A 22,841-nucleotide genomic window follows, 5' to 3' on the forward strand; every position below is an offset into this window, starting at 1 on the left:
CGAAAAAGTTGACTACGCTTGGGCAAGTAACCGGGAAATGTCCATCATGGCTGCTAATTCTATTCCCCAGTACCTCGCTACTCAAAAGAAGGCAATTGGTAATTGGTAATTGGTAATTGGGCTTATGAAAAATTTTACCCATTACTGACTTGACAAATAACCGTGCATATTTCCTACTTTTTCATATGAACGAGTCTCAAAATCTAAACACGCAACCCCTTTTGAAAATGAAAATATTTAACAATTGGGATGTTGTTGCCAAAGGCTGGTATATTGCTTGCCCTAGCCGAGAGGTTCGTCAAGGCAAAGCAACATCCTTGGAAATATGCGGACAAAAAATTGTTGTCTTTCGCGGACAAGATGGAAAAGTTCGCGCTTTAGATGCTTATTGTCCTCACCTGGGAACCGATTTAGGAATTGGGCGCGTTGATGGAAATCTCATGCGCTGTTTCTTTCATCATTGGGCGTTCGATGGAGAAGGCAATTGCCAAGATATTCCCTGCCAAGCATCAATCCCCGAAAAAGCTCATCTTCAATCTTATGCTACTGATGAAAAATATGATTTGATTTGGGTGTATCCAGATTCAAAAGCACCGGAAGGTGTGGCAGAATTTGATGAATTTAAAGGCAAATCAATTGTAACAGTACACGACAAAGCATTTGAGCGGAGTTGCCATCATCACATTTGTATGATGAATGGTATTGATGCTCAACATTTGCAAACTGTTCACAAAGTAAACATCAATATGAATCTATCATTGCGACAGAATCAATCTGGCAATGTGATAGATTTTACCCTTCGAGGGGAGTTTCCTAAAACGACTCGTAGAGAACGGCTGGGACGAAAAATTGTCGGCGATACTTATGAATATTCTATGAGATATGCCGATGGCTGCATCGGACTTTTGACGATGATGAAGAATGTTCGGCTTTTTCCTTCACTGCACATGATCTATGCCTATACTCCAGTTGCGCCTGGAAGAACCCGCATTCAACCGATTTATTTAGCAGAGAAAAGAAAAGGAATGTTTGGGTGGTTGGTGACGCAACTATTACTCTTATTCACACGTCTAGCATACTATGCCTTGAAAGGGGAAGATGGGCAAATTTATGACAATATTCGTTATAATCCCAACGCACTTCTGAGTATTGATACGCCATTGGTTAAGTATATGCATTATGTGAATCAACTTAAAGTTTCTCTATGGTCTAAAGATTTTAATATTACAAAATAAACGGTTTTAAATATAGTAACTTTGTTAGCTACAACAACATTTTGTTTGCGAACCGCCAAGGACGCGAAGTACGCGAAGGAAGAAGAAGAGAAAGAAGAGGTTAGTTATTATTTTTATTGTTAGCAAATTAAGCTTTAATTCCAAATTTTGAATTAAATATGAATGAGAAATGCTGTATCATCCGCTTTCCAGGGACAGATTATTCTCCCCTAACCTTGGAGAAGCACTCTAATCTTTCGGAGCATCTGACGGTGCAAAATTCTCCGGTACTCTTTGGATGTCGTACCGGAATTTGTGGGACTTGCATTGTAGTTGTAAGAGGTAATATTCCTCTTCCTCGCAAAGATGAAAAGGAAGTATTAGAAACTCTAGCACCAGGAAATAACCAAGTGAGGTTAGCTTGTCAATTGGATCTCACCAGTGACATTGAAATTGCTGCTTTTTATGATGAAGAATGAAGCCAAAAAATCTTCTATTTCTTATTTTTAATTTATTGCGGAGGATTAGTGAAATTTGAAGATTTCTGGTATGTTGTGGCACTCAGCGAACATCTGAAGCCGAATACTGTGCTGGAACGCACGGTTTTGGGGGAATGGCTGGCAGTTTTTCGAGGAGATGACGGAAAACCAGTGGCATTGCGCGATCGCTGTATGCACAGAAATAGCCGTCTCTCTAAAGGAAAAGTCTGTCAGGGAATGCTCCAATGTCCCTACCACGGCTGGGTTTACGACAAAACTGGGAAGGTAGTCGCTGTCCCCGCAGAGGGAGAAGATTTTAAGGTGACTCATGCTCGTCGCACTCAGCATTATGACACTAGAGAGCAGGATGGATACGTCTATGTGAGGCTGGCACAAAAGCCGAGTGAGGAGTTTGAGCCTTTTCAAATGCCTTACTACGGAAAGCCTGGATGGGAGACGGTACGGGTTATTAACCGTTTTCGGAACAACGTTACCAACTGTGCGGAAAATTTTATCGATATTCCTCACACCGCCTCGGTTCACCCTGGGGTATTTCGCACCTCTCGCAAGCAAAAGCTGGAAATGATGGTAGAGAGGCGAGACGGCTCAGTTTTCGCAGAATACCGCAACGAAACGACAAATCTCGGCTGGTATACCCGCTTTCTAAATCGGAAAGGTTACGAGATCCGGCACACAGATAGCTTTCATATGCCAAACGTTACCAGCGTGGAATACGATATGGCACCGAAAAGAAGGCTTTTTATTACTAGCCAATCGATTCCGGAAGCGGAGGACTCTACTCTCGTCTATACCGACGTCACTTTTAACTACGGCATTTGGAACAAGATTGCGCGTCCGTTTGTTCGCTGGACTGCCCAATATATTATCCGTCAGGATGTGGAAGCGCTTGGTATTCAGCAAGAGGTAATCGAAAAGTACGGCACCCAGTTTGCCAATACGCCAGCTGACACAATCCACGTCCTAGTTGAATCGATTCGGAGCAAGATTGAAGCAGGAGAAGATCCTAGAACTCTCTTGGATAAGTCTGTTCAAGTAACCTTCTGGGTTTAATTCGGTGGAAGTATATCAATGCTTGTAAAAACATCACTTGGCATCCGGAACCCCACCCCAACCCTCCCCGTTAACGGGGAGGGAGAAATCCTACTTCCCCTCGTTAACCAGGGAAATGCGGCGGGTTCTATAACCCCACCCCAACCCTCCCGGTTAACGAGGAGGGAGAAATCCTATTTCCCCTCGTTAGCGAGGGAAATTCAGCGGGTATAGAAAAACCTCTCCCCACACTCCGGCACCCCTCTCCGTTAACGGAGAGGGGTTGGGGGTGAGGTTCCAAATGATGACGATTCAAACGAATTCAATATCAGGCAACATTCCCTAAATTGAGCGATTAGCGATGGGAGTATTCTTTACTTTTGCGATCTTAATGACGCTGACTGTGGCGAATCAGCGCAGTTTTACCGCCTTGCGAATGAGAACCTATGAGGACTGGATTTTAGATGCTGTTGGTCTGTTTTTTCAGGGTGTTCTCATCCCAATTCTTCAGCTGACAGTAGTTTACCATCTGTACCACTATCTTCTACCCAGCGATCGCGCCTTGCTTGCTCTGCCTCCAGTCGCGGCATTCTTGCTGAGCTTCGTGTTTGTGGATTACATCTACTACTGGAACCATCGCTTGCTACATAATCGGTGGCTCTGGTCTCTCCACGCGGTTCATCATACCAGCACCGAAATGAATGTCTTGTCTACTTCTAGAAATACTCTGTGGACGAGCTTTTTGATCGTCTACTTATGGGTTCACGCTCTATTTATTTATCTGCTGCAAGATCCCACATGGTACATCGCCGGTGTCAGTCTTAGCTCAGCTTTAGACTTGTGGCGTCACAGCACCATAACTCCAACACCAAACTCTTCGCTGTATCGCTGGTTATCGACTTTGCTGATACTACCTCAAGATCATGCTTGGCACCATGCGAGTAGCTCAGTTTGTGGCAATTACGGAGCCAACTTTAAGCTTTGGGATCGGATGCACGGAACGTATTATAAAAGTGATCGCGTACCGGATTCTTTGGGGGTCAAAATCAACCTCACCTTAACTCAGAAGCTACTGTGGCCTTGGAAGAATTAGCAACTAAAAATTAAAAAATTGGCTTCTTCATTTTTAATGCAAGCATTTTTGATTTCACTATGACTTTCCTCGGAACCATACTCTCCTGTTTTCCCGCCTTAGTTATCCTGATTGCGATCGCGTCTTTTCTGGGGATCTGCTTCTTTCCAGGAATCTTCAGCATCTCGGCTCTTTTCCTTTCTCTGTATGGGTTTCCCCTGTTGGTGTATCGCCTCCACGAGCGTTTTTACCCAGTTAAGGAAGGGATCAGCTATCTAGGCAGCAAAGAGTATTCACCCTGGTGGGGAAGTCACCAAATCCAAGTTATCTACATTGCATTTCCAGCGCTGGAAACCCTGCTACGCCTGATTCCTGGTGCTTTTTCTCTATGGCTGAGACTGTGGGGAGCCAAGATTGGTAAAAGCGTTTACTGGACACCGCAGTTAGAAATAGCCGATCGCGGACTGATTGAGGTAGGCGATCGCGCAGTTTTCGGTCACGGAGTAGGCATCTACCCCCACATCATCAAACCTAGAAAACAGGACTTGATGCTGTATGTCAAAAAAGTGAAAATCGGCAGCAATGTCTTCCTAGGAGCCTGGAATCACATTGGCCCCGGAGTTGTAGTTGAGGAAGGAACCTACGTTCCGGTTGCGACCCACATTTATCCCAACAAGAAATTCAAGTGATATCCAACCGAAGGCAACAAACACACCGCCTCCGACTCCCTTTTTGACTCCCGAAGCCCCTCTTAACTTCCGGCTCCCCTCTCCGCCAGCGGAGAGGGGCTGGGGGTGAGGTTCCAAATTAATCCCCCAAACAAATTTGATATGATGCGCCCTATTGTCAAGCTTTTCGGACAGCTTCTTTCCCCTTACGCCAATCACTTCTTTCAAGCACTAGAAAATCCCGAAAGAACGCAGCAATCCGTTCAAGAGGAAATTGTAGACAATCTTGCCAAGAGTGAATATGGCAAATTTTTAGGTATCCGATCGGTTGCAGATTGGCATCGCATTCCGATTGTTAACTACGACGATCTCAAAGAGTGGATCGAGCGGCAAAAAACAACCCAGCAGCCAATCTTGACACCAGAATCGATTCTCTTTTACGAAAAGACTTCCGGAAGTAGTGGCTCGGCAAAATCCATTCCTTACACCAAATCTCTTCGAGCTACCTTTAACCAGATGTTCTGTGTTTGGGCACATGATCTGATTCAGCATGGCCCAGGATTTTCTACGGGTAAGATATACTTCTGCATCTCTCCCCGGCTTGATACTGCAAGCCCAAATAGCATTCCCGTCGGATTGGAGGATGATTCGGAGTATCTGGACGAATGGTTAATGTTATTTCTTCGTCCTTTTCTGGTTTCTCCTCCCGGATTGAATCGCCTTCGCAATGCAGAGGAATTCAAGGAGAAACTTGCCCACGCGCTCCTACTCGAAGAAAATCTGGAAGTTATCTCGATTTGGAGTCCAAGTTTCCTTCGCGTACAACTCGACTACATCCAGACGCATCGAGTACGACTGTGGAAAGAACTCAAAAACAAAATGTCAGCAAAGCGCTCTAAACTCCTCTTGGAGCCAGAAATTCCGTGGAAGCTGCTTTGGCAAGAATTGAAGCTTATTTCCTGCTGGGATAGCGCGAATGCTGCGGATGGTGCAGGATTTTTGCGATCGCTGTTTCCGGGTGTCATGGTGCAGGGAAAAGGACTCCTCGCCACCGAAGCACCTATGACAATTCCCCTAATTGAGGCAAAGGGATGCGTCCCGATGCTCGATCAGGTGTTCTTTGAGTTTGAGGATGGAGAGGGGAAAATCCACCGACTTCACGAGATTGTGGCGGGGATTGACTACGAGATCATTATTTCTCAGAAAGGGGGATTGTACCGCTACCGAATTGGCGATCGCGTGCGCGTCAGCCACTTTTATCAAGGAACGCCGTGTCTGGAATTTTTGGGGAGAAATCAGGCGACAAGCGATCTCGTGGGTGAGAAGCTGCATTCTGAATTCGTGCGTTCTGTCATTGAGGATTTGGCGCTAGAAGGAACGTATTTTAAGAGTTTGGTGCCTGTCAGGAAGCCGGTGGATCGTTATATTCTTTTGCTCGACACTGCCAAAGAATCACCCGATGCGATCGCTCAACGGTTAGATGATGCTTTGATGCGATCGCACCACTATCGACAGGCTCGACTTTTAGGACAGCTGGCTCCAGCGCGGGTGCTGGTCTCAAGACAAATCCCGGAAATTCTCACCCTGTATGGGATGCGAGCTGGCAAGAAATGGGGAGACTTGAAACATCCTCTGTTAGCGATCGCACCCCTTGAGGAAGAATTACTCGTCGAACTAGAAAAAGCCTCTCAGAACAGTTGTTTTCGCTGACATCTTCTCTAGAGATTTTGAGCCAGGAGTTGCATACATAGAAAGGAAAAACCGAGTGGTTACACTCGCGCTACGCGATCGCGCCCCTCTTTTTTGGCTGCATAAAGTGCCGCATCAGCCGCATTAATTAAATGTTGCGGCAACAGTTCTAAATTGGGTACACTACTCGCCACGCCTAAACTGACGGTTACATAGCCGCACACTTTAGACTGACTGTGGGGAAGCGCCAAGTTACTGACTGCCTGTCGAATCGCCTCTGCTACGAAAACCGCTCCTTCAATATCAGTATTGGGAAGAATTACGGCAAATTCTTCTCCACCATATCGCGCCACTAAATCCGCTGGACGACGGACAACACTTTTAATCGCACCAGCCACCTGTCGCAAACAATCATCCCCTGCCAGATGACCGTAAGCATCGTTGTAGCGTTTGAAAAAATCCACATCTAACAAAATCAAAGACAGCGGTGCTTGTTCCCGTCTTAGTCGCTTCCAGTCAGTATTCAGACACTCATCAAATCGGCGACGATTCGCAATCTGAGTTAAGCCGTCTAGGTTAGCGAGTTGCCGGAGTTCCCGATTGGCAGACTGCACATATTGGTAGAGTTGGGATTGATGAATTGCGATCGCTACCTGATTTGCCAACTGAGACAACAAATCCACTTCAAATGGCTGCCAGTCACGAGGAGCAGCACACTGGTGAGCAATCAGTAACCCCCACAGACGTTCTTCTTTCAAAACCGGCATTGCTACAACAGCTTTGACCTGATAGCGTTGAAAAAACTCAATCCCATCACCTGTAAAATTAAACTTTTCAATATTGTCCAAAACGATTGGGAATCCCTGAAAAAAAGTGCTAAAACCTTCTTGAATCCAGGATGGATTCACAGTCTGTCCTAACATGTGAGGGTAGTTTTTACCAACTGATTCTGCTACAAAGGTGCCGTTATTGTTAGCGGCGAACTGGTAGATAGCTACCCGATCCGAAAGCAAACACTGTCGAATGCTGTTGACTGTCGCATCCAGAATCTCGTCTAAATTCAGCGATTGGCGAATTTGTTGAGTAACTTCAGCAATTAGCCGTTCCCGTGCTGCTTGTTGTCGCAACACTTCCTCTGCTTTCTTGCGCTGAATCATTGAGCCTAATTGGGTCGCGACTGCATTGACGAGTTGGAGCGATCGCTCATCCGGCGTGATTTCCTGCTCATGAAAAAATATCAAAACTGCCAGCACTTGATGGTCGAAGGCGATTGGAATTCCTAAGACTCCTTTAAGTCCCGCTTGCATGGCAATTTGACTCCGCAGAAAAAGGGTCGAGTTGTCCTGCGTTATGTCTGCGATCCATTCCACTTGTTGGGACAGCCACACTCGTCCTGGCAATCCCTCCCCAAGAGAAAAACGAAACGCCTCACTCTGGCGTCGAAATTCATCAAAACGGATATCCTGGTACCAACATCGACAATATTCAAGTACAGTCCCCTTCGAGGAAGGCATCCATACTTCCCCAATATCCCAACCGAGATTTTGACAAAGATTGATTAAAATGACTTCTAATGCTTCTTCTACATCAGCAGCAGAACTAATTGCTTGAGTTGTAGTCAGTAAAAGTTGTAATTGTGTATTCTGAGTTTGCATCTGTAACTGAAACCGACGCAGCCGTAATTGATGTTCAATTCGTACTAAAACCTCAATCGGCTCAATCGGTTTGGTGACGTAATCTACTGCCCCTAATGTAAAAGCATTCACCTTATCAAAGGTTGCATCTAAAGCACTGATGAAAATAACTGGGATACTACAGGTTTGCTCTGAGGCTTTCAACTGTCGGCAAACTTCATACCCATCCATATCCGGCATTTTGATATCGAGCAAAATCAAATCGGCAGGGCTTGCCTGAACTGATTGCAGCGCTAGCTTACCACTCAGAGCAACACGCACTTTATATCCATGATTTGACAAAATTTTAGTTAACAAACTAACATTTGCTGGAGTATCGTCTACTACCAGTATTTTCTCTTTTAATTTTAAATCTTGACCCTGATCCATAAAGTGTTTTTATCGTTATTTTTGACCAATCAGCAGATAAGTCATCATCTCCCCCTTCCCTTTTATTGAAATAGTCCCTCGTTCTTGGAAAAGGAACTGTTCTTTTAAGCGTTCGTAAACGGCAGCCGTGACCTGAGTTTGACCAGGAATCCCACTTGACTCCATCCGGGAAGCCACATTCACGGTATCTCCCCATAAGTCATAGCTGAATTTTGTTAAACCAATTACTCCAGCAACTACAGGTCCAATATTAATTCCTATACGAAGACTGAACTTTTCATTAATTTGGGTATTGAATCTAGCAATAAAACTTTGCATATCTAGCGCTATTTTGGCAATTGATGAAGCATGATCCGCTTTCGGTATTGGTAGTCCTCCTACTACCATATATGCATCTCCAATTGTTTTTATTTTTTCTAATCCATGTCGATTAGACAATAAGTCAAATTCAATAAAAATTTGATTGAGAATTTCTACGAGTTCAGTTGGAGTCTTTGTGGATGCAAAGTTAGTAAACCCTACTAAATCAGCAAACAAAACACTAACATCAGAAAAACTATCGGCAATAACTTGTTGCTTTTGTTGTAACCGCTCGGCAATTGGTTTAGGCAATATATTTAATAAAAGTTTTTCTGTTTGCTTTTGAGCCAATTTTCGCTCTGTGATATCAGAAACAGTTCCCTCATAATAGAGAAGTTTTTCTTTTGAATCGCAGACTGAACGCGCGTTTTCAGAAATCCAAATGATTGTCCCATCTCGGCGATAAACTTGAGACTCAAATCCCCTGACAGCATGATTAGAATTCATTTCTTCTATAAATTCACGCCGTCGATTCGAGTTAACATAAAGTTGTTCTTCAACATTTTGACTACTGTTTATTAATTCTTCTGGAGATTCATACCCATAAATTTTCGCCAGTGCTAAGTTAGCGCTCAAATAACGCCCGCAAGGTGTTGTTTGATAAATTCCTTCTACTGCATTTTCAACAATACTGTGATAGCGTTCTTGAGTAATTCTGAGAATTTCTTCAGTTTGCTTGTGATAGATTAAAGGACTTAATTGTGTAGCTACTGCGGTTACTAAATTAATGGTATGTAAATTAATCGGAACCGAACCTTTTTTATAGAAAACCAGAATAGCTAATACTCGTTCGTTTAGTATAATGGGAACTCCAAAAGCAGATGCTAAACTAGCATTTCCTATTTCCTCGCCTAAAATCGGCAAATCTCCGGAATTTAGAATCTTTTCTACCCATTCTGGTTTTTTAGAAACAAATATTTTACCTGGCAGCCCTTGATTAGGAGCAAAGGTAGCTGTTCTATTTTGTTTTTTAAAATCCCAGAAACTAGCGTGGCTAGAATACCAATTTTGACTGCATTCTAAAATATTATTATCTTCGGTGGGCAACCAAGCTTCGCCATAATCCCATTGAATTGTTATCCCAACTAAGCGCAGTACAGCTTGTAACACGGAAGGAACATTATTTTTGCGACTAATCGCTTGAGTTGTTGCGAGTAAAAGACGAAGTTCAACTTCTGCTTTTCGCCGTGAATCCAGGTGTTCTTGCAATAACTTATTCTGCTCTATTAGTTGCATTTTTAGCTCTCGAATGCGTAGCTGATTCTCGATTCTGGCTAATACTTCTAAACGTTTAAAAGGTTTTGTGATATAGTCAATCCCACCAACTGTAAAGGCGTTCACCTTGTTATTCGTATCATCTAAAGCACTAATGAAAATAACTGGAATGTCGCGAGTTTTCTCAGAAGCTTTTAGACGTTGACAAACTTCATATCCATTCATTTCTGGCATATTGATATCAAGCAAAATCAAATCAGGAGGATTTGAATTGCAAGCGTTGAGTGCGAGTTGACCGCTAGGTGCAACTCGCACTTTGTAAGACTTTTCAGATAAGATGTCGAAGAGAAGTTTTAAATTTGCAGGATTATCATCAACTACTAGGATATTAGGTCTGGCGATAGGTGCTTCCATGGGATTATAAGTCTTTCACAGATTGAATCAATATCAACAATTGCTCAAACTGGTATTGATTAACTAATGTCATTAAAGTTTTTGACAACACATCATTTTTGGGGTGCAATTCCTCAATCAGTGTAGCGATAATTTCTAAATCTCCCTCAACAAGAGCCTGATATAAATCTTCTAACCAACTTTTAGGTAAATCAGCCAACTCGGCAGTATTTAAGGCTGGCAGTTCTAGTATTTCTTTCTCAGATGTAGCGGCCATTTCCTCATAAGTAAAAGAGACATCTAAATGCTTGTGGATAGCATTAAAAATATCTTCCTCTCGAAAAGGCTTGCGGATAAAATCATCACATCCAGCTTCAATAACAGATGCTTTATCTTCATTTAAGGCGCTGGCAGTCAGGGCAATAATCGCAGTACGAGAATTGGCTAATGTCTTTTGAACTGAAGGTTTCTGATTCTCTCGCTTTCTAATCTGTTTAGTGGCTTCATAGCCATCCATTATCGGCATTCGTATATCCATCCAAATTAGATGAGGTGAACTACGTTCCCAGATTTCTAATGCTTCTTTGCCATTAGAAGCTTCTAGTAATTCAAAGCCAAGGGGCTGGAGGAGTTTTAGCAGAAGTTGGCGATTGAAATCGCTATCATCTGCGATTAGTATTTGATAGCGAGGTTGCTGAGGTGCGAGTGCAATAACGCGGCGGTTTTGGAGGGGGATTGCAATCTCGCTGGCAGCGATAATATTTGCTTGAATGTTAAATTTAAACGTTGTTCCTTTTGCAAATAAAGCACTTGCATCCTCACTAAATTCCCTGATGGGGGTTCCAGGAGTGAAAACTTTGCCACCACTAATGAGGGTTATTTCACCTCCCATTAAATGGATAAATTGACGGCTAATTGTCAATCCTAAGCCAGTTCCTTCTTGTACTTGTTGACCGGCGGCTGTTTGCTCGAAAGGTTTGAATACCTTGTCAAGTTCTTCGGAAGCAATACCGGCTCCCGTATCGGAAACTTCAAAAATAATTGAGGAAAGGGGAGAGAAAGAAGGAAATTCGGAATTTGTTGTCCCTAATTTCACTTTAACTAAGACTGTTCCGGAATCGGTAAATTTAACGGCGTTACTTAGTAGGTTAATCAACACTTGACGCAACTTAACTTCATCTGTGCGGAGGTATTGGGGAACATCAACATCACAATCAAATTTTAGGTTTAAGCTCTTTTCTGTAGCTTTCAAAGAAAACATCGCTTCGACATCATTTAGCAAACTGTAAAGATCGAAGTTATTTTCACTCAGCGTCATGCGTCCAGCTTCAATTTTGGATAGGTCAAGGACTTGGTTAATCAGTGTCAGCAGGTGTTCTCCACTGCGACGAATGATCGTGAGATTTTCTTGCTGTTCTGTTGAAAGATTGGGGGCACGACTCATGAGGTGGGAAAAGCCTAAAATGGCATTGAGGGGGGTTCGGAGTTCGTGACTCATGTTGGCGAGAAAGATGCTTTTGGCGCGGTTAGCAGCCTCAGCGGCTTCTTTGGCTCGTTCAAGTTCAGCTTCTACTATTTTACGAGTGGTAATATCGACTCCGATTCCTAAAACGCAGACTTTATCGCTTGCAGGTGGATGCAGAGGAATCTTTTGCCACTGAAACCATTTATCTTGGTTATTTGCGCCTGTCACTTTTTCTTCGGGAATAAATAAGGCTTGACCCGTTTCAATGATAGAGCGGGTTTCTTGGAGGAAATGCTCAACATCCTCTAAGAATGGATGGAAGTCTACATCCCGTTTACCCACCAGTTCTTCGACAGTCGTGTTGTAGAGCTTGGCAGCAGCTTTGTTAAGCAGCACAAAGCGTCCTTCCCAGTCTTTTACAAAAATGGTGTTGGGGTCATTATCAATTACCTTTCGCAGGAATTCTTGTTGCTGCCGAAGAGCTTCTTCAGCAATTTTGCGATCGCTAATATCTAGAAGTACCCCCCGCCAAATTATGCTGCCATCAGCTTGGGATTCCGGGCGAGAACTGGCAGCTAGCCAACGAATGGCACCATCTGGGTGGAGATAGCGCCACTCATAATAGAAAGGCATTAAATTGTTGAGGCTGATTTTTAAAGCGGCGTTATAACCAGGGAGGTCTTCTGAGTGATATCGAGCTAATATGGCAGAGAAATTTTCCATCGCCTCGTGAGCGGAAATCCCTAAAAGTTCGCCACACCCTTCACTGATGTAGTCTAGAAAATGTCTGCCGTCAGCACAGTAAGTGTAGGTGAAAACCGCACCGGGAAGGTTATCGGCAAGGCTTCGCAAGCGAGCTTCGTTCTCCCGTAAAGCTTCTTCTATTCGTTTGCGATCGCTAATATCGATAGCATGACCGACAACTCGAAGTGCCTGTCCGTCTGCGCCTCGCACAACCACCCCATAATCGACCATGTGAGTGTAGCGATCTTCTCGGTGACGGAACCGATATTCAAGCATATACTCATTTTGATGAGCGATCGCCTGGGAAAACGTTCGCGAAACCTGCGGCAAATCCTCCGGATGGACGCGATCAACCCACCACTGACCTGTGAGTCCGGCTTCTTCGGGACGGTATCCACTCGTTTCATAGAGTCCCTGCGTCCGCAGAACAATATTCTGCTTCAGATCCCAGTCGTAAACATATCCTTTAATTGCCGATGCCGCTAGCTGAAAACGTTCGTTGCTCTCTTTGAGCGCTTGCTCTGCCCGTTTGCGCTCGGTGATGTCAATCGCCACACCTCCAACAAGGCGTTCTCCAGAGAGGTTCGCCAGCGGAAACTTGTATACCAGAAAATCCCCGATTGTGCCGTCCGTTCTGGGAGCTTGTTCGATCGCCTCTACTGACTGATTCGTTTGGATGACTTTCCGAATGTTTTCCAGATACTGTTGCGCGAATTCATCACTATAAAGCTCTGTAACAGTTTTTCCAACTACATAGCCGTCTGGGATTTGGAGTATCTGGCGGTAGGTTTTGCTAGAGAAAACAATTCGCCCATTTTCATCCGTGATCCAAGAAGCCGCCGGACTGTTATCCATGAACCCATGAAAACGGGCTTCGCTTTCTTTTAATGCCAGTTCTGCCTGTTTGCGAGCCGTAATATTCGCGAATGAAGATACCACTGCATACGGCAGAGATTCGCCAGCCCGAAATAGAGGTTGGGCGTTAATAGAAATCCAGGTTAAGCTACCATCTGGCTTGTAAACTCCCATCACTACATCAGAGCAAGGTTCGCCAGTTCGTAGCGTCACCATTGCTGGGTGTGCCTCTCCTGGGAAGGGCGAACCATCTTCACGAATGGCTCGCCAGCTGGGATCGAGGGAAGTTCGTTCCATCATTTGCTCGCGAGACAAGCCGAGAATTCTGTTAGCACTGGCATTACAGGTATGGATAACACCGTTGGCATCCTGCAAAACAATGCCTTCTGCCATTGTTGTCACGACTGAACGATAGCGTTCTTCGCTTTCCTCTAAAGCAGCCGTGAAACGCTGGCGTTCTGTGATATCTCGCACGATACAAACCACTTCATCAGCACCACTTTTGACGATGCGTGTCTCGTAGTTGTGAATGCCATCGGGTTTTTCCACCTCGTGTTCGTAGGTTTGTCGCTCTCCGGTTTCAACTGCTACCCGAAAATACTCTAGCAGGTCATTTTTAACCTGTTCGGGCAACGGTAAATCCCATAAGTTTCTGCCAATTAAAGCTTCAGGCAGCATCTGAAAGGCTTCTTCGCCTGCTTTTACGTCTAAATAAGTGCCGTCTATCCGGTGCCGGAACATTGCATCGGGAATCGCGCTCAAAAGCGCCTGCATTCGTTCTTCATTCTGATGCAAGGCTGCTTCTACCTGCTTTCGTTCGGCAATCTCCTGCTCTAGCTGGGCATTGGTTTGGGCTAGTTTAGCAGTGCGCTCTTGTACTTGGCTTTCTAAAGTACGGTTGTAGTCGGCAAGCAGATGTTCTGCTTGCTTGCGCCAGGTGATGTCAACGAGCAAGCCATCCCAAATAATGTCACCATTGGCTTGCTGTTCCGGGCGGGAAGTGGCTTGCACCCATTTCAAGTCACCAGAAAGCGAGGTAATGCGACCTTCCCAGTACCAAGGCTGCAAGTCTCTAGCAGAAACTAGGATGGTTTCATTTAGCAAAAGCAGGTCATCGGGATGCACCGCATTCCAGGCAATCTGAGGATTTTGGACGATCGCTTCTGGTTCATATCCATAGATATCACGAGCGCCAGAACTCATGTAAGTAAACTCATGGCTGCCGTTTGGATGGAGGATGTACCGGAAAATTACGCCCGGTACATTTTCCGCGAGATGGCGAAACTTCGCTTCGCTTTCCCGCAGCGCGGCTTCTGCTTGTTTGCGCTCCAGCTTTGCTATGTGCTGGTCTTCCAGACTGCGATAAGCGATCAGCGCAACCGCAGAGCCAGTCATGCCGATTAGCGGGGCAACGACAGGGAGCCACCAGCTGGCTAAAAAAGCTAGGTAACTGCCACCCGTCAGAATTCCCCCGATTAAGCAAATGCTAACCCCAGAGACGATCCATCTGGCAGCAACATTCTGTTTAAAGGGGTTGAAGCGAAGTAACGTCCAACTCACTCCACCACCAATGAAACACCAGATCAAAATCCATAAGGCTTCTTTTGGTTGAGACCAAACCTGGATCAAAGGACGACCCTCTAAAGCACCACTCAAAATTTGACTGATTAAATTGGCATGAATGACGACGCCCGGTAATCGTTTGGGAGTCGCAAAGAGACTACTACTATAAGGGGTGAAGGAAAGGTCATTGAAGCTAGAGCCGATTGCGCCGATTAAGACAATGCGATCGCGTAAAAGATTGGGCGGGATGCGGTTCTCTAGAACATCCGTCATCGATACCGTGGAGAAATTTTCTAACATCCCCCGGTAGTTCAACAAAATCTGGTAGCCACCGGAATTAGCACGAACGTAACCGCCTTCATTTCCCGTAAATGGGGTAAATACAGCGTTCCCTAATCGCAATTTATTAGCACCAATGCTCTGGAGGCTAATCTTTTCTTTTTCCAGATACATTAAAGCCAGCTTTGCGCCTAAGCTCAGATGGGTTTTACCATCTGATGTTCTAATAGACAGCAACCCTCGACGGACTTTGCCATCTGCATCTAACACCAAATCCGCGAGTCCCACTTGGTTCAGACGATTCAACGCTGGGGGTGGAGCAACCGGATTTCCTACCGCTTTTTCGACACCCACTAGATTAGGCGTAGATTCAAATACTTTCACCAGTGCTTGATGACCAGGAGGGACTGGCAAATCTCGATAAATATCCAAACCAATGGCTCTGGGTTGCTGAACTTTCAGTTTTGCGATCGCTTCAGCTAACAGAGCATCAGAAATAGGCCATCGTCCCACCTTTTCAATATCTGATTCATCAATAGTAATAATTACAATACGGGGATCGATTGGTTCACGAGGTCGCCAGCGAAAAAATTGATCCAATATCGCCAAGTCAAATATTTGCAGTACGCCTAAAGAACTTGTAGCGATGACTGTGCAAGCCACAATCGGAGCTGTAATCAGTAGCCCGCGCCATTGCCGAACTTGGTTTTTAAGTTTTTGTACCATTAATTTATGAGCATCAAAAATAAGAGGAAGGGGAAAAGGAAAATGCTTCTTCTTTCCCTATTCCCCTTATCGATTTTGGCAATTGATTGATGCTTGAATTTAATTAGGCAGCATCCGACTCAACTCGCCTGCTTTCCGTCCTACGTATATTTGCTGAACTAATTCAATTCTTTTCTGCCCTACTCTTAAATCCTCAAAACTTTAGATTTTCCCATAGCCTAGTTTAAGAATGGCTTTGTAGCGATCGCTTGTAGCCCAATCGAGTTTAACAATTCCTGCCATGTTGAAGCCAAAGTTGCTTCACTCGGCTCTAAGCGTCTAGCTTCAGCTAAACTTGCTACGGTATCGAACCAAATCCCGTGTTTTCCATACAGAGCAGCACGCTCTAGTAGAGGTTGATTCTGAAGCTGGCTCATTACCTCGGAAGTGAGTTTAACTCGTCGAATTTCTCCTTGTACCCCAGGACTACCGGGTCTGAGTCCTTGTTCGCCAATGATGATAAAAGTCCACCGATACTTCTTGTCAATTTCTAGAGGTGGCGCATTATCTGGAAGTTTGAAACTAAGAATGCCTTCTTGACTCGAAATCGGAATTTTTGCTTGGTAATGAAAATTGTTATTTTCGTCTACTAATCCAAAAAATATTTCCTTAGCAGAAGTTGGAGGTACATAAACTAAGAATGTTGGATGCTCTGCTACTGTCAACTTGCTTGTAGCTATTGGCACCAGCGGAGTCACGCACTCGCCTGTAGCGATTACTGCTTGAGGACATTCATCACCACGAGATGCACCTCCTGCGGTGTCATCTGGTTGTCCACTTCCTGGAGGTTCAAAGGTTACGCGACCTATCGAAGTACCCGCTAGAGTTTGAGATTGGTTAACCGACTCAGATTGGGCGATCGCTTTAGTCAAAAAGCTAGGAGCAATAATCAGTCCTAGTGATAAAAAAAATGCAACTAGCGTTTGAGTGGTAAAAGATTTGTGCTGTACCATTTTCTTACCTAAAAAAAATATTGTACTGAATTTACACCTAATTATTACTGTAATAACACGTAGATTTCTTCAGTAGAAATACCTGGTTGTTGTAAGAAGTTCCCCAGCGAACAGTAATCATGTTTATGGACTTTTAGAGTTTCTATCGAAAGTTAAGGCTAAAAATAGGCAGATAAAGGGTTCGTGAATGCGAGATTCCCGACTTGGTTAAGAAGTTCGGAATCTGAACCGCTAGCTCATAACTCCAATAGGATTGCCATCAATACGGTTCGATTAGTAGAAATATGCAATAATTTTCGCTGCCTAGGAACAAGGGTTATCGAGGCTTTTTAATCTATTGCTGTTTAAGGAATCATCTTATCCGAACCGTTTTGCGATTGCTATGTTACCTGGGGTAACTCTCTGTTAGCCTTATAAAATAGAACCTCCAAAAATTGCAAAGTAAGTGGACTGAAAACTCCTACTTATTCAAAGCCAACTTCCTACTAAAATAAAAGACGACCAGTAAAAAGGATGAGCATATTTTGGCTGTTTTAGCAGAGCTATCTGTGCCTGACGAAGGGCTTTAACTTTGCTTTCTCCTTGTAAGAGTTGCTGATAAAATTCGCCCATAAGCTTAGCAGTGGATTCATCTTGCACTGACCAGAGAGTTGCTAAAGTACTGCGTGCGCCAGACCGCACGGCTACTCCTGCTAATCCTAATACCGCTCGCTTATCACCAGTTGCAGTTTGGCAAGCACTCAGAACTAATAGTTCAATCGGATTAAAAGTACCCGGATCTCTAGAACGTAATAAATTCTCGAATTCTTTGACATTTATCCTACCATTCCAGGTCAGAATAAATGTAGAATCTGAGCTAGAGCTAAACTGCCCGTGAGTAGCTAAATGAACAACCGTAAAAGAACTTTTATTCAGATAGTTTTGTAAGTTTACTTCGGTAAAATCCTCATTTATAAATACTTTGGAAGGAACTTCAGACGCGATTTGGCTGACTTCAGCTCCTACTCCTGGCAATGCTGGAAAACCTTGTCGAGCTTCGGTAATTCCGCCTGCTAAAATTTTGTTTCGCTTTTGGGCAAGTAACTGGCTTAACGACGCACTTCCCACTCGTGGTGCAACCAACTGTAAACCCGGCGCTACTACTATATTGTATTTTTCAATGAGATATTGTTTACCGTCGTACAGCGCTGCCATTGGTAAACTTCGCAAGGAACCGTCTAGCACAAATACTAAAGTGGCGATATTACTTTTAGTTAATTCTGTTTCAACAGGTTGGATTAACCAGCGATAAACTTGCTGAGACAGACGCAAACGAGCTTCACTTGAAAAAAATGGATTAAGAGATTCTAATAACTGCTCCAGGGTTTCTTCAATATCATTTTTCACTAGCCTAGTCGAGTAATGGCTGAGAGGTTTTCCGGGTAAAGATAAGATTACCTCTAAACGATTTGACAAAATAATGGGGTAGATGACTGCTGCTTGAGGATCGAGTTGATCGATTTGCTGGGGTTGAACATCTAAACAAGCTTCTCGAAAAAAGTTATCTAATTCTGCTAGATGTAGCGCTTCAATGACTTCGCGAGCTTGTTTAATATTGGTTTGGCTGGGATTAGATTCTAACAGTAACTCTACTAACTCACGATAAATGGGTTCGACGTTTTCGCGAAAGGAAAGTTGAACGTCGGGATTCAGCGCGATCAAGTCGCTGCGGAGGGATTGTAAGGTATTAACAGCTTTGGTGTAAGCCGCGATCGCATTCGGAATATCGCCTTGCTGTTTGAGAAGTTTGCCGAGTTGTCCTTCCCAACGAGCCACAATACTAAAAGCATTAATTTCTTGCGCGATCGCGAGTGCTTGTCTCGTCAGCTCCTCCGCTGGTTTCCATTGCTGCGTTTGTTCGTACAGGTATCCGAGTTGACCCAGCGCGTAAGATTCAGCACGCGAGTCTTTAAGCATTCGCGCTTGTTCGACAGCTTTTGCTAATATCTGGGCAATCTCTTGAGAATTGACAATCTGCGATCGCTCTCCCCGATTTCCCAATTTTATGAGAGTTCTAGCCAAGTTCACTCGACTGTAAACAGCAGCGCGACTAGGTAAGATACTCTCTAATTGAGACTGGATTTGGGGTAATAATGCTTGGGCTGCGGCTGGTTGTCCAGTTTCTACTAAAAGGCTTAATCGGTTCAGTTGGACTTCTAAAACTAAAGAATTGGGAGAACTCTCTACTATCTTTCGGTAGATTTCCAGCGCTTCCCTCGGTTTTTGTAAAGCTCTAAGAGTATTTCCCAAACTAAATAAACTGGCATTAATCTCTAAGGGAAAGTTTAGCCTTTGGGCGAGTGACAAACTTTGTTCTAAAACCTGCTGGGACTGAGTTAAATCTCCGACTACTTGTAAGGTAACTCCCAGACTTCGCAATCCTGATACTTTAAGCGAGGAATCTGGCAAGTTTTGCAACTGAGTATTTAATTGTTCTAAGTTTGTTTTAGCTTGTCGGTAGAGTCCTAATGCTTGCAAAGCTTGAGCTTGGTTTATCAAACTGCCTAATTTCCCAACGTCGTCGCCTGCTGAAGCGTAAGCTTTTTCAGCTTGTTTCCATGTATCTAAAGCCGCTTCAGTTTGCCCCATTGCTAGCTGGAGACTTCCTTGAGTATTCAAAACTTGGGCAAGAGTGGCTGCATCGGGTTGGGTTTGCAATAAATTGAGACTTTGAGCGATCGCGTTTTTCGCTTGCTCCCATTGACCCAATTCTTGATAAGCGTTCGATAGATAGCTTAAAACGAGGGCAGCGTGGAGGCGATTGCCCTGCGCCTCAAGGTTTTCGAGCGCTTGTTGCCAGAATGCGATCGCTTCATCAAATCGTCCTGCTTCATACAGGGTTCTACCTTGTTCTAGTACAAAGGCATCATTCTGTTTAGATTCTGAAGGAGCATCAGAATCCGGAATATTTTTAACAATTGATACCAATTGTGAATCAAAATAAGAAAATTTAAGATTAGTCTGCGCTAGTGCCGGTAAAAATGCTGTCACCAAAAAAAGTGTCAACAAGCTTAGCAAAATCTGATAATGAATACTTTTTATAAGCCACCTTATTTTTAGCATAAAATTTTTTGCAAAATTAAAGGGTTATTCATATTTCTCTGTTTTTATCTGCGGTTCAAAAGATAAAAATTCTTTTGCAATAAGGCTCTAGCAATCTAAAGTTAGTTTTAAAATTTAATAAACCGCAAAGGACACTAAAGAAAAGAGACGGAGGATTCCATGAATAATTGAAGATTGTTATATTACTTAGAAACACTGCAACTAGCAATTTCATCCCAGGAACTTTGAGCCACACCATTGATAGATTTGGAAACCAACTCTACCTCACCATTAGAATTTTTTACCCATCCAGTTGCCTCCACTATTGGAGTACGTGCAGAGGCAGTCTTGGAAACGGGGACAGGTAAGGAGGTATTACCCCTAGGGAGGCGCAAATCCCGCCATACTGTACTTCCTAACAAAGTTTCATTGGGATCTGCTGGCAAACCACCGCGTCCAGTGACAACAAAACTATTCCCCCTAGAAGCCAAACAACCTTGGGAAATTTGTTTGCTAATGTCAGTAAAATTTTCTGGTAGTGCAACTAAGCCAGAAGAAGGGTTCACATCAGCAGTATTAATTTGGACAATCCCACTGAACTGAGTTCCTCGACTAGAAGTGGCGGTGATATCGCTATTTGAAGTTTTAAAGATGCCGCTAGCATTGATTCTTACTTGACCCCCAAAGCTTTGTTGAGCATTGGCAGTAATATCGCTATTTTCTAACGCGACTAACGTTTTTGTATTAATAATGATGTTGCCACCATTGGTACTGATATCATTATTTGCAATTGTCTGACCCGTATCAAACAGGATGATGTTACTGGCATCAGTCGTAATTAGGCTGTTGCGCCACAATCGCAAATCTTGAGATTCAATCGTAATATTTCCCTGTTCCGCCTGTCGCTGAGTCGCTCTAATAATCGAGTTATTATCTAGCTCAACTATGGCAGCGCGAATATTAATATTACCAGCATTGCCTTTCCCAAAATTAGCAACATTAATTGTTGCCCGCTCCCGAAAGCTCAATCTGTTAGCAATTACTGTTACGTTGCCCGAATTTCCCGTCAACGGCGGTGGAGAACTCGCAATATTGCTTAAGCTAGTCCTAGCATAAAAACCGCTACCAATTCCCCCAGTTGCAGAAGTTCCTCGTATTTGTACGTCATTGGCTCGAACTGTTATGTTGCCACTTTGACCTGCGCCAAAGGTAGACACAGAGATCACCGCCCCATTTTCAAGAGATAGTTGTTTAGCATCAATAATGACATCACCGCCAACTCCAGTTGAGGCAAAAGTAGGATTAGAAAAAATACCCGTCAGACGCGATCCATTTGCTGAAAGACCACCCAAGTGAACATTCCTGGCTTGCACTCGTAACGTACCAGAATTCCCTGAAGCGTTAGTCCCCATACCAATGGATGCTCCATCTCTTAGTAGCAACCGATCTGTTGTAATTATTAAATTGCCGCCTTTTCCCTCACCATTCGTCTGAACAAAAAAGCCGCTACCGATTCTGCCATCGGCTGTTCTACCAATCAGTTCTATAGTATCCAAAACATTGATGGTGGCGCTTCTCCCCGGTTGAGATCCTTCTGTGAGGGATACGATGAGCGAACCTTGTTCTAGTTTCAGATTTCGGCTTTGTATCTGAAACGAACCTCCCTGTGCGCCGCTGCTATCCACTGAAGCAGCACCCGATAAATTAATACTTCCTAATTCTGCAAGTTGTTGTTCATTGTTGAAGTTGATTTGTTCGCTGCTGACTTGCATTGGCAATGAGCCACGAGTAACTGACCAAAGCTCAATTGCTCCCGACTCAGCTTTTAAATTACCGCCCTCTAAGGCGATTTCTCCCCCGACTAAAGCTAAAGTTTTCCCAGGTTGCACCGCTAGACCCTCGGTTTTCGTATTCGGCTCTAGTCCGCCTGTTTGTCCGAACCTGAAATTGTGTCCCGATCCTTGAACGCGAATAACTCCTGCGTTTGAATCGTTAAATTGTAAGCCTATCGGAACATTTATCATTAGCAATGGGGGGGCGCTAGGCTTGGTAGCGCTAAACTCAGTTCCATTGCTAAATTGAATGCTGTTAGCAGTCGAGGCGAGAAAGGAACCACCTATATTGAGTTTGGCATTTGAGCCAAAAGTAATGCCGTGGGGATTGATAAAAAACAAATTAGCTGTGCCGTTCGCTCGAATCAATCCATCAATATGAGAAAGATTGCTACCTGTAATGCGACTGAAGATGTTTTGAGTGTTTAGGGCATTGTTGAAGAAAGCTTCAGTATTTATAGGAATAGAAAATTCTGTAAAGCTATGAAATAGATTGCCGCCTACTTGCGTGCCACCCTCAATTCGGATGGCGTTCCCTTCTGGGATAGTAATAGTATTATTTGGCAGCGTAGCATCCGGAATAATTTGTGCTAAGGTGCAGCTAGAATTATTTAACCATAAAAGGAAAATCGTACCAGTCACCCAGAGAAAATGACCAGGCTGGCTCACAGTTTTTAAACTCAAAGGTAGCGCTTGCCTACAGTATACGCGATCTACAACTTGCCCTAGGGAAAATACACCCTAAACTTCTAGGGAAACGTAGATGGTAATACAAAATGTGGGATGGATAGCTCCTATAAAATAGTTTATCATTACCGTGTTTTCCTGAATAGATGACCTATTAAAAAAAGGGATTTGCGCTCAAAGAGTACAACAACAGGAATTTAGATGGAGAAGTTTAAGTTGTGTTAGTCAAAAGATAAATAGACGGATTAGAGAGAATGTTGGCAATTTGGTTCTGGCTAAAACCGAATTGGCTGAAGCTATGGAAGAGATTCGCCTTTTCGCCTGAAAGAGTTCCGCTAGTGATGTCGAAGTGAACCGGAAATCGTCTTTTAAGACATCGCCCTTCTGTATAATATGGATGCCAGTGCCATCGGT

General features: G+C 43.9%; 14 protein-coding genes. 7 read left to right on the forward strand and 7 right to left on the reverse strand.

The genetic code is table 11. The features are described 5' to 3' along the window. Nucleotides 1-185: 185 nt before the first annotated feature. The 7 genes from H6F50_RS19710 to H6F50_RS19740 all read left to right on the forward strand — a co-directional run bounded on the left by H6F50_RS19710 (nt 186) and on the right by H6F50_RS19740 (nt 6,193). Nucleotides 186-1,235 carry an aromatic ring-hydroxylating dioxygenase subunit alpha gene (locus H6F50_RS19710; RefSeq protein WP_199292267.1) on the forward strand — a complete coding sequence of 350 codons (1,050 nt, stop codon included), beginning with the start codon at nt 186-188 and terminating at the stop codon, nt 1,233-1,235. 158 nt (nt 1,236-1,393) lie between these two features. Continuing rightward, nucleotides 1,394-1,693 (forward strand): 2Fe-2S iron-sulfur cluster-binding protein, encoded by a 300-nt coding sequence (locus tag H6F50_RS19715; protein WP_190430010.1) that lies wholly within the window; start codon nt 1,394-1,396, stop codon nt 1,691-1,693. A gap of 48 nt (nt 1,694-1,741) precedes the next feature. Then, complete coding sequence (locus H6F50_RS28030) at nt 1,742-2,764, forward strand: Rieske 2Fe-2S domain-containing protein (RefSeq protein ID WP_190413391.1); 1,023 nt, start codon at nt 1,742-1,744, stop codon at nt 2,762-2,764. An 18-nt stretch (nt 2,765-2,782) separates the two neighbouring features. Next, nucleotides 2,783-2,977: a hypothetical protein gene (locus tag H6F50_RS19725; RefSeq protein ID WP_190430011.1), complete on the forward strand. Its 195-nt coding sequence runs from the start codon at nt 2,783-2,785 to the stop codon at nt 2,975-2,977. Between the two features lie 127 nt (nt 2,978-3,104). Beyond that, on the forward strand, nt 3,105-3,836 hold the full coding sequence (locus H6F50_RS19730) for a sterol desaturase family protein (RefSeq protein ID WP_190430012.1): 732 nt from the start codon (nt 3,105-3,107) through the stop codon (nt 3,834-3,836). Between the two features lie 59 nt (nt 3,837-3,895). After that, nucleotides 3,896-4,504: an acyl transferase gene (locus tag H6F50_RS19735; protein ID WP_190413385.1), complete on the forward strand. Its 609-nt coding sequence runs from the start codon at nt 3,896-3,898 to the stop codon at nt 4,502-4,504. Between the two features lie 144 nt (nt 4,505-4,648). Then, nucleotides 4,649-6,193: a GH3 auxin-responsive promoter family protein gene (locus H6F50_RS19740; RefSeq protein ID WP_190430020.1), complete on the forward strand. Its 1,545-nt coding sequence runs from the start codon at nt 4,649-4,651 to the stop codon at nt 6,191-6,193. A gap of 59 nt (nt 6,194-6,252) precedes the next feature. Here H6F50_RS19740 and H6F50_RS19745 read toward each other — a convergent pair whose 3' ends face one another. The 7 genes from H6F50_RS19745 to H6F50_RS26775 form a co-directional block, all read right to left on the reverse strand. After that, nucleotides 6,253-8,235, reverse strand: coding sequence for a diguanylate cyclase (locus tag H6F50_RS19745; RefSeq protein WP_190430013.1), 1,983 nt, complete (start codon nt 8,233-8,235; stop codon nt 6,253-6,255). A 15-nt stretch (nt 8,236-8,250) separates the two neighbouring features. Then, nucleotides 8,251-10,224 carry an adenylate/guanylate cyclase domain-containing protein gene (locus H6F50_RS19750; RefSeq protein WP_190430014.1) on the reverse strand — a complete coding sequence of 658 codons (1,974 nt, stop codon included), beginning with the start codon at nt 10,222-10,224 and terminating at the stop codon, nt 8,251-8,253. Between the two features lie 4 nt (nt 10,225-10,228). Beyond that, nucleotides 10,229-15,835, reverse strand: a complete 5,607-nt coding sequence (locus H6F50_RS19755) for a PAS domain S-box protein (protein WP_190430015.1) — start codon at nt 15,833-15,835, stop codon at nt 10,229-10,231. Between the two features lie 218 nt (nt 15,836-16,053). Continuing rightward, entirely contained in the window at nt 16,054-16,827 is a 774-nt protein-coding gene (locus H6F50_RS19760; protein WP_190430016.1) for a DUF928 domain-containing protein, read from the reverse strand. A gap of 468 nt (nt 16,828-17,295) precedes the next feature. Next, a complete protein-coding gene (locus H6F50_RS19765; RefSeq protein ID WP_347277188.1) occupies nt 17,296-19,794 on the reverse strand; it encodes a CHAT domain-containing protein in 2,499 nt (832 codons plus the stop codon). A 317-nt stretch (nt 19,795-20,111) separates the two neighbouring features. After that, nucleotides 20,112-22,409 carry a filamentous hemagglutinin N-terminal domain-containing protein gene (locus H6F50_RS19770; RefSeq protein WP_190430018.1) on the reverse strand — a complete coding sequence of 766 codons (2,298 nt, stop codon included), beginning with the start codon at nt 22,407-22,409 and terminating at the stop codon, nt 20,112-20,114. 229 nt (nt 22,410-22,638) lie between these two features. After that, nucleotides 22,639-22,841 (reverse strand): hypothetical protein (locus tag H6F50_RS26775; protein WP_206754840.1); only part of this gene is annotated, 203 nt, incomplete at its 5' end.

The organism is Coleofasciculus sp. FACHB-712, assembly GCF_014695635.1.
In the GTDB taxonomy this organism is placed as follows: domain Bacteria; phylum Cyanobacteriota; class Cyanobacteriia; order Cyanobacteriales; family FACHB-T130; genus FACHB-T130.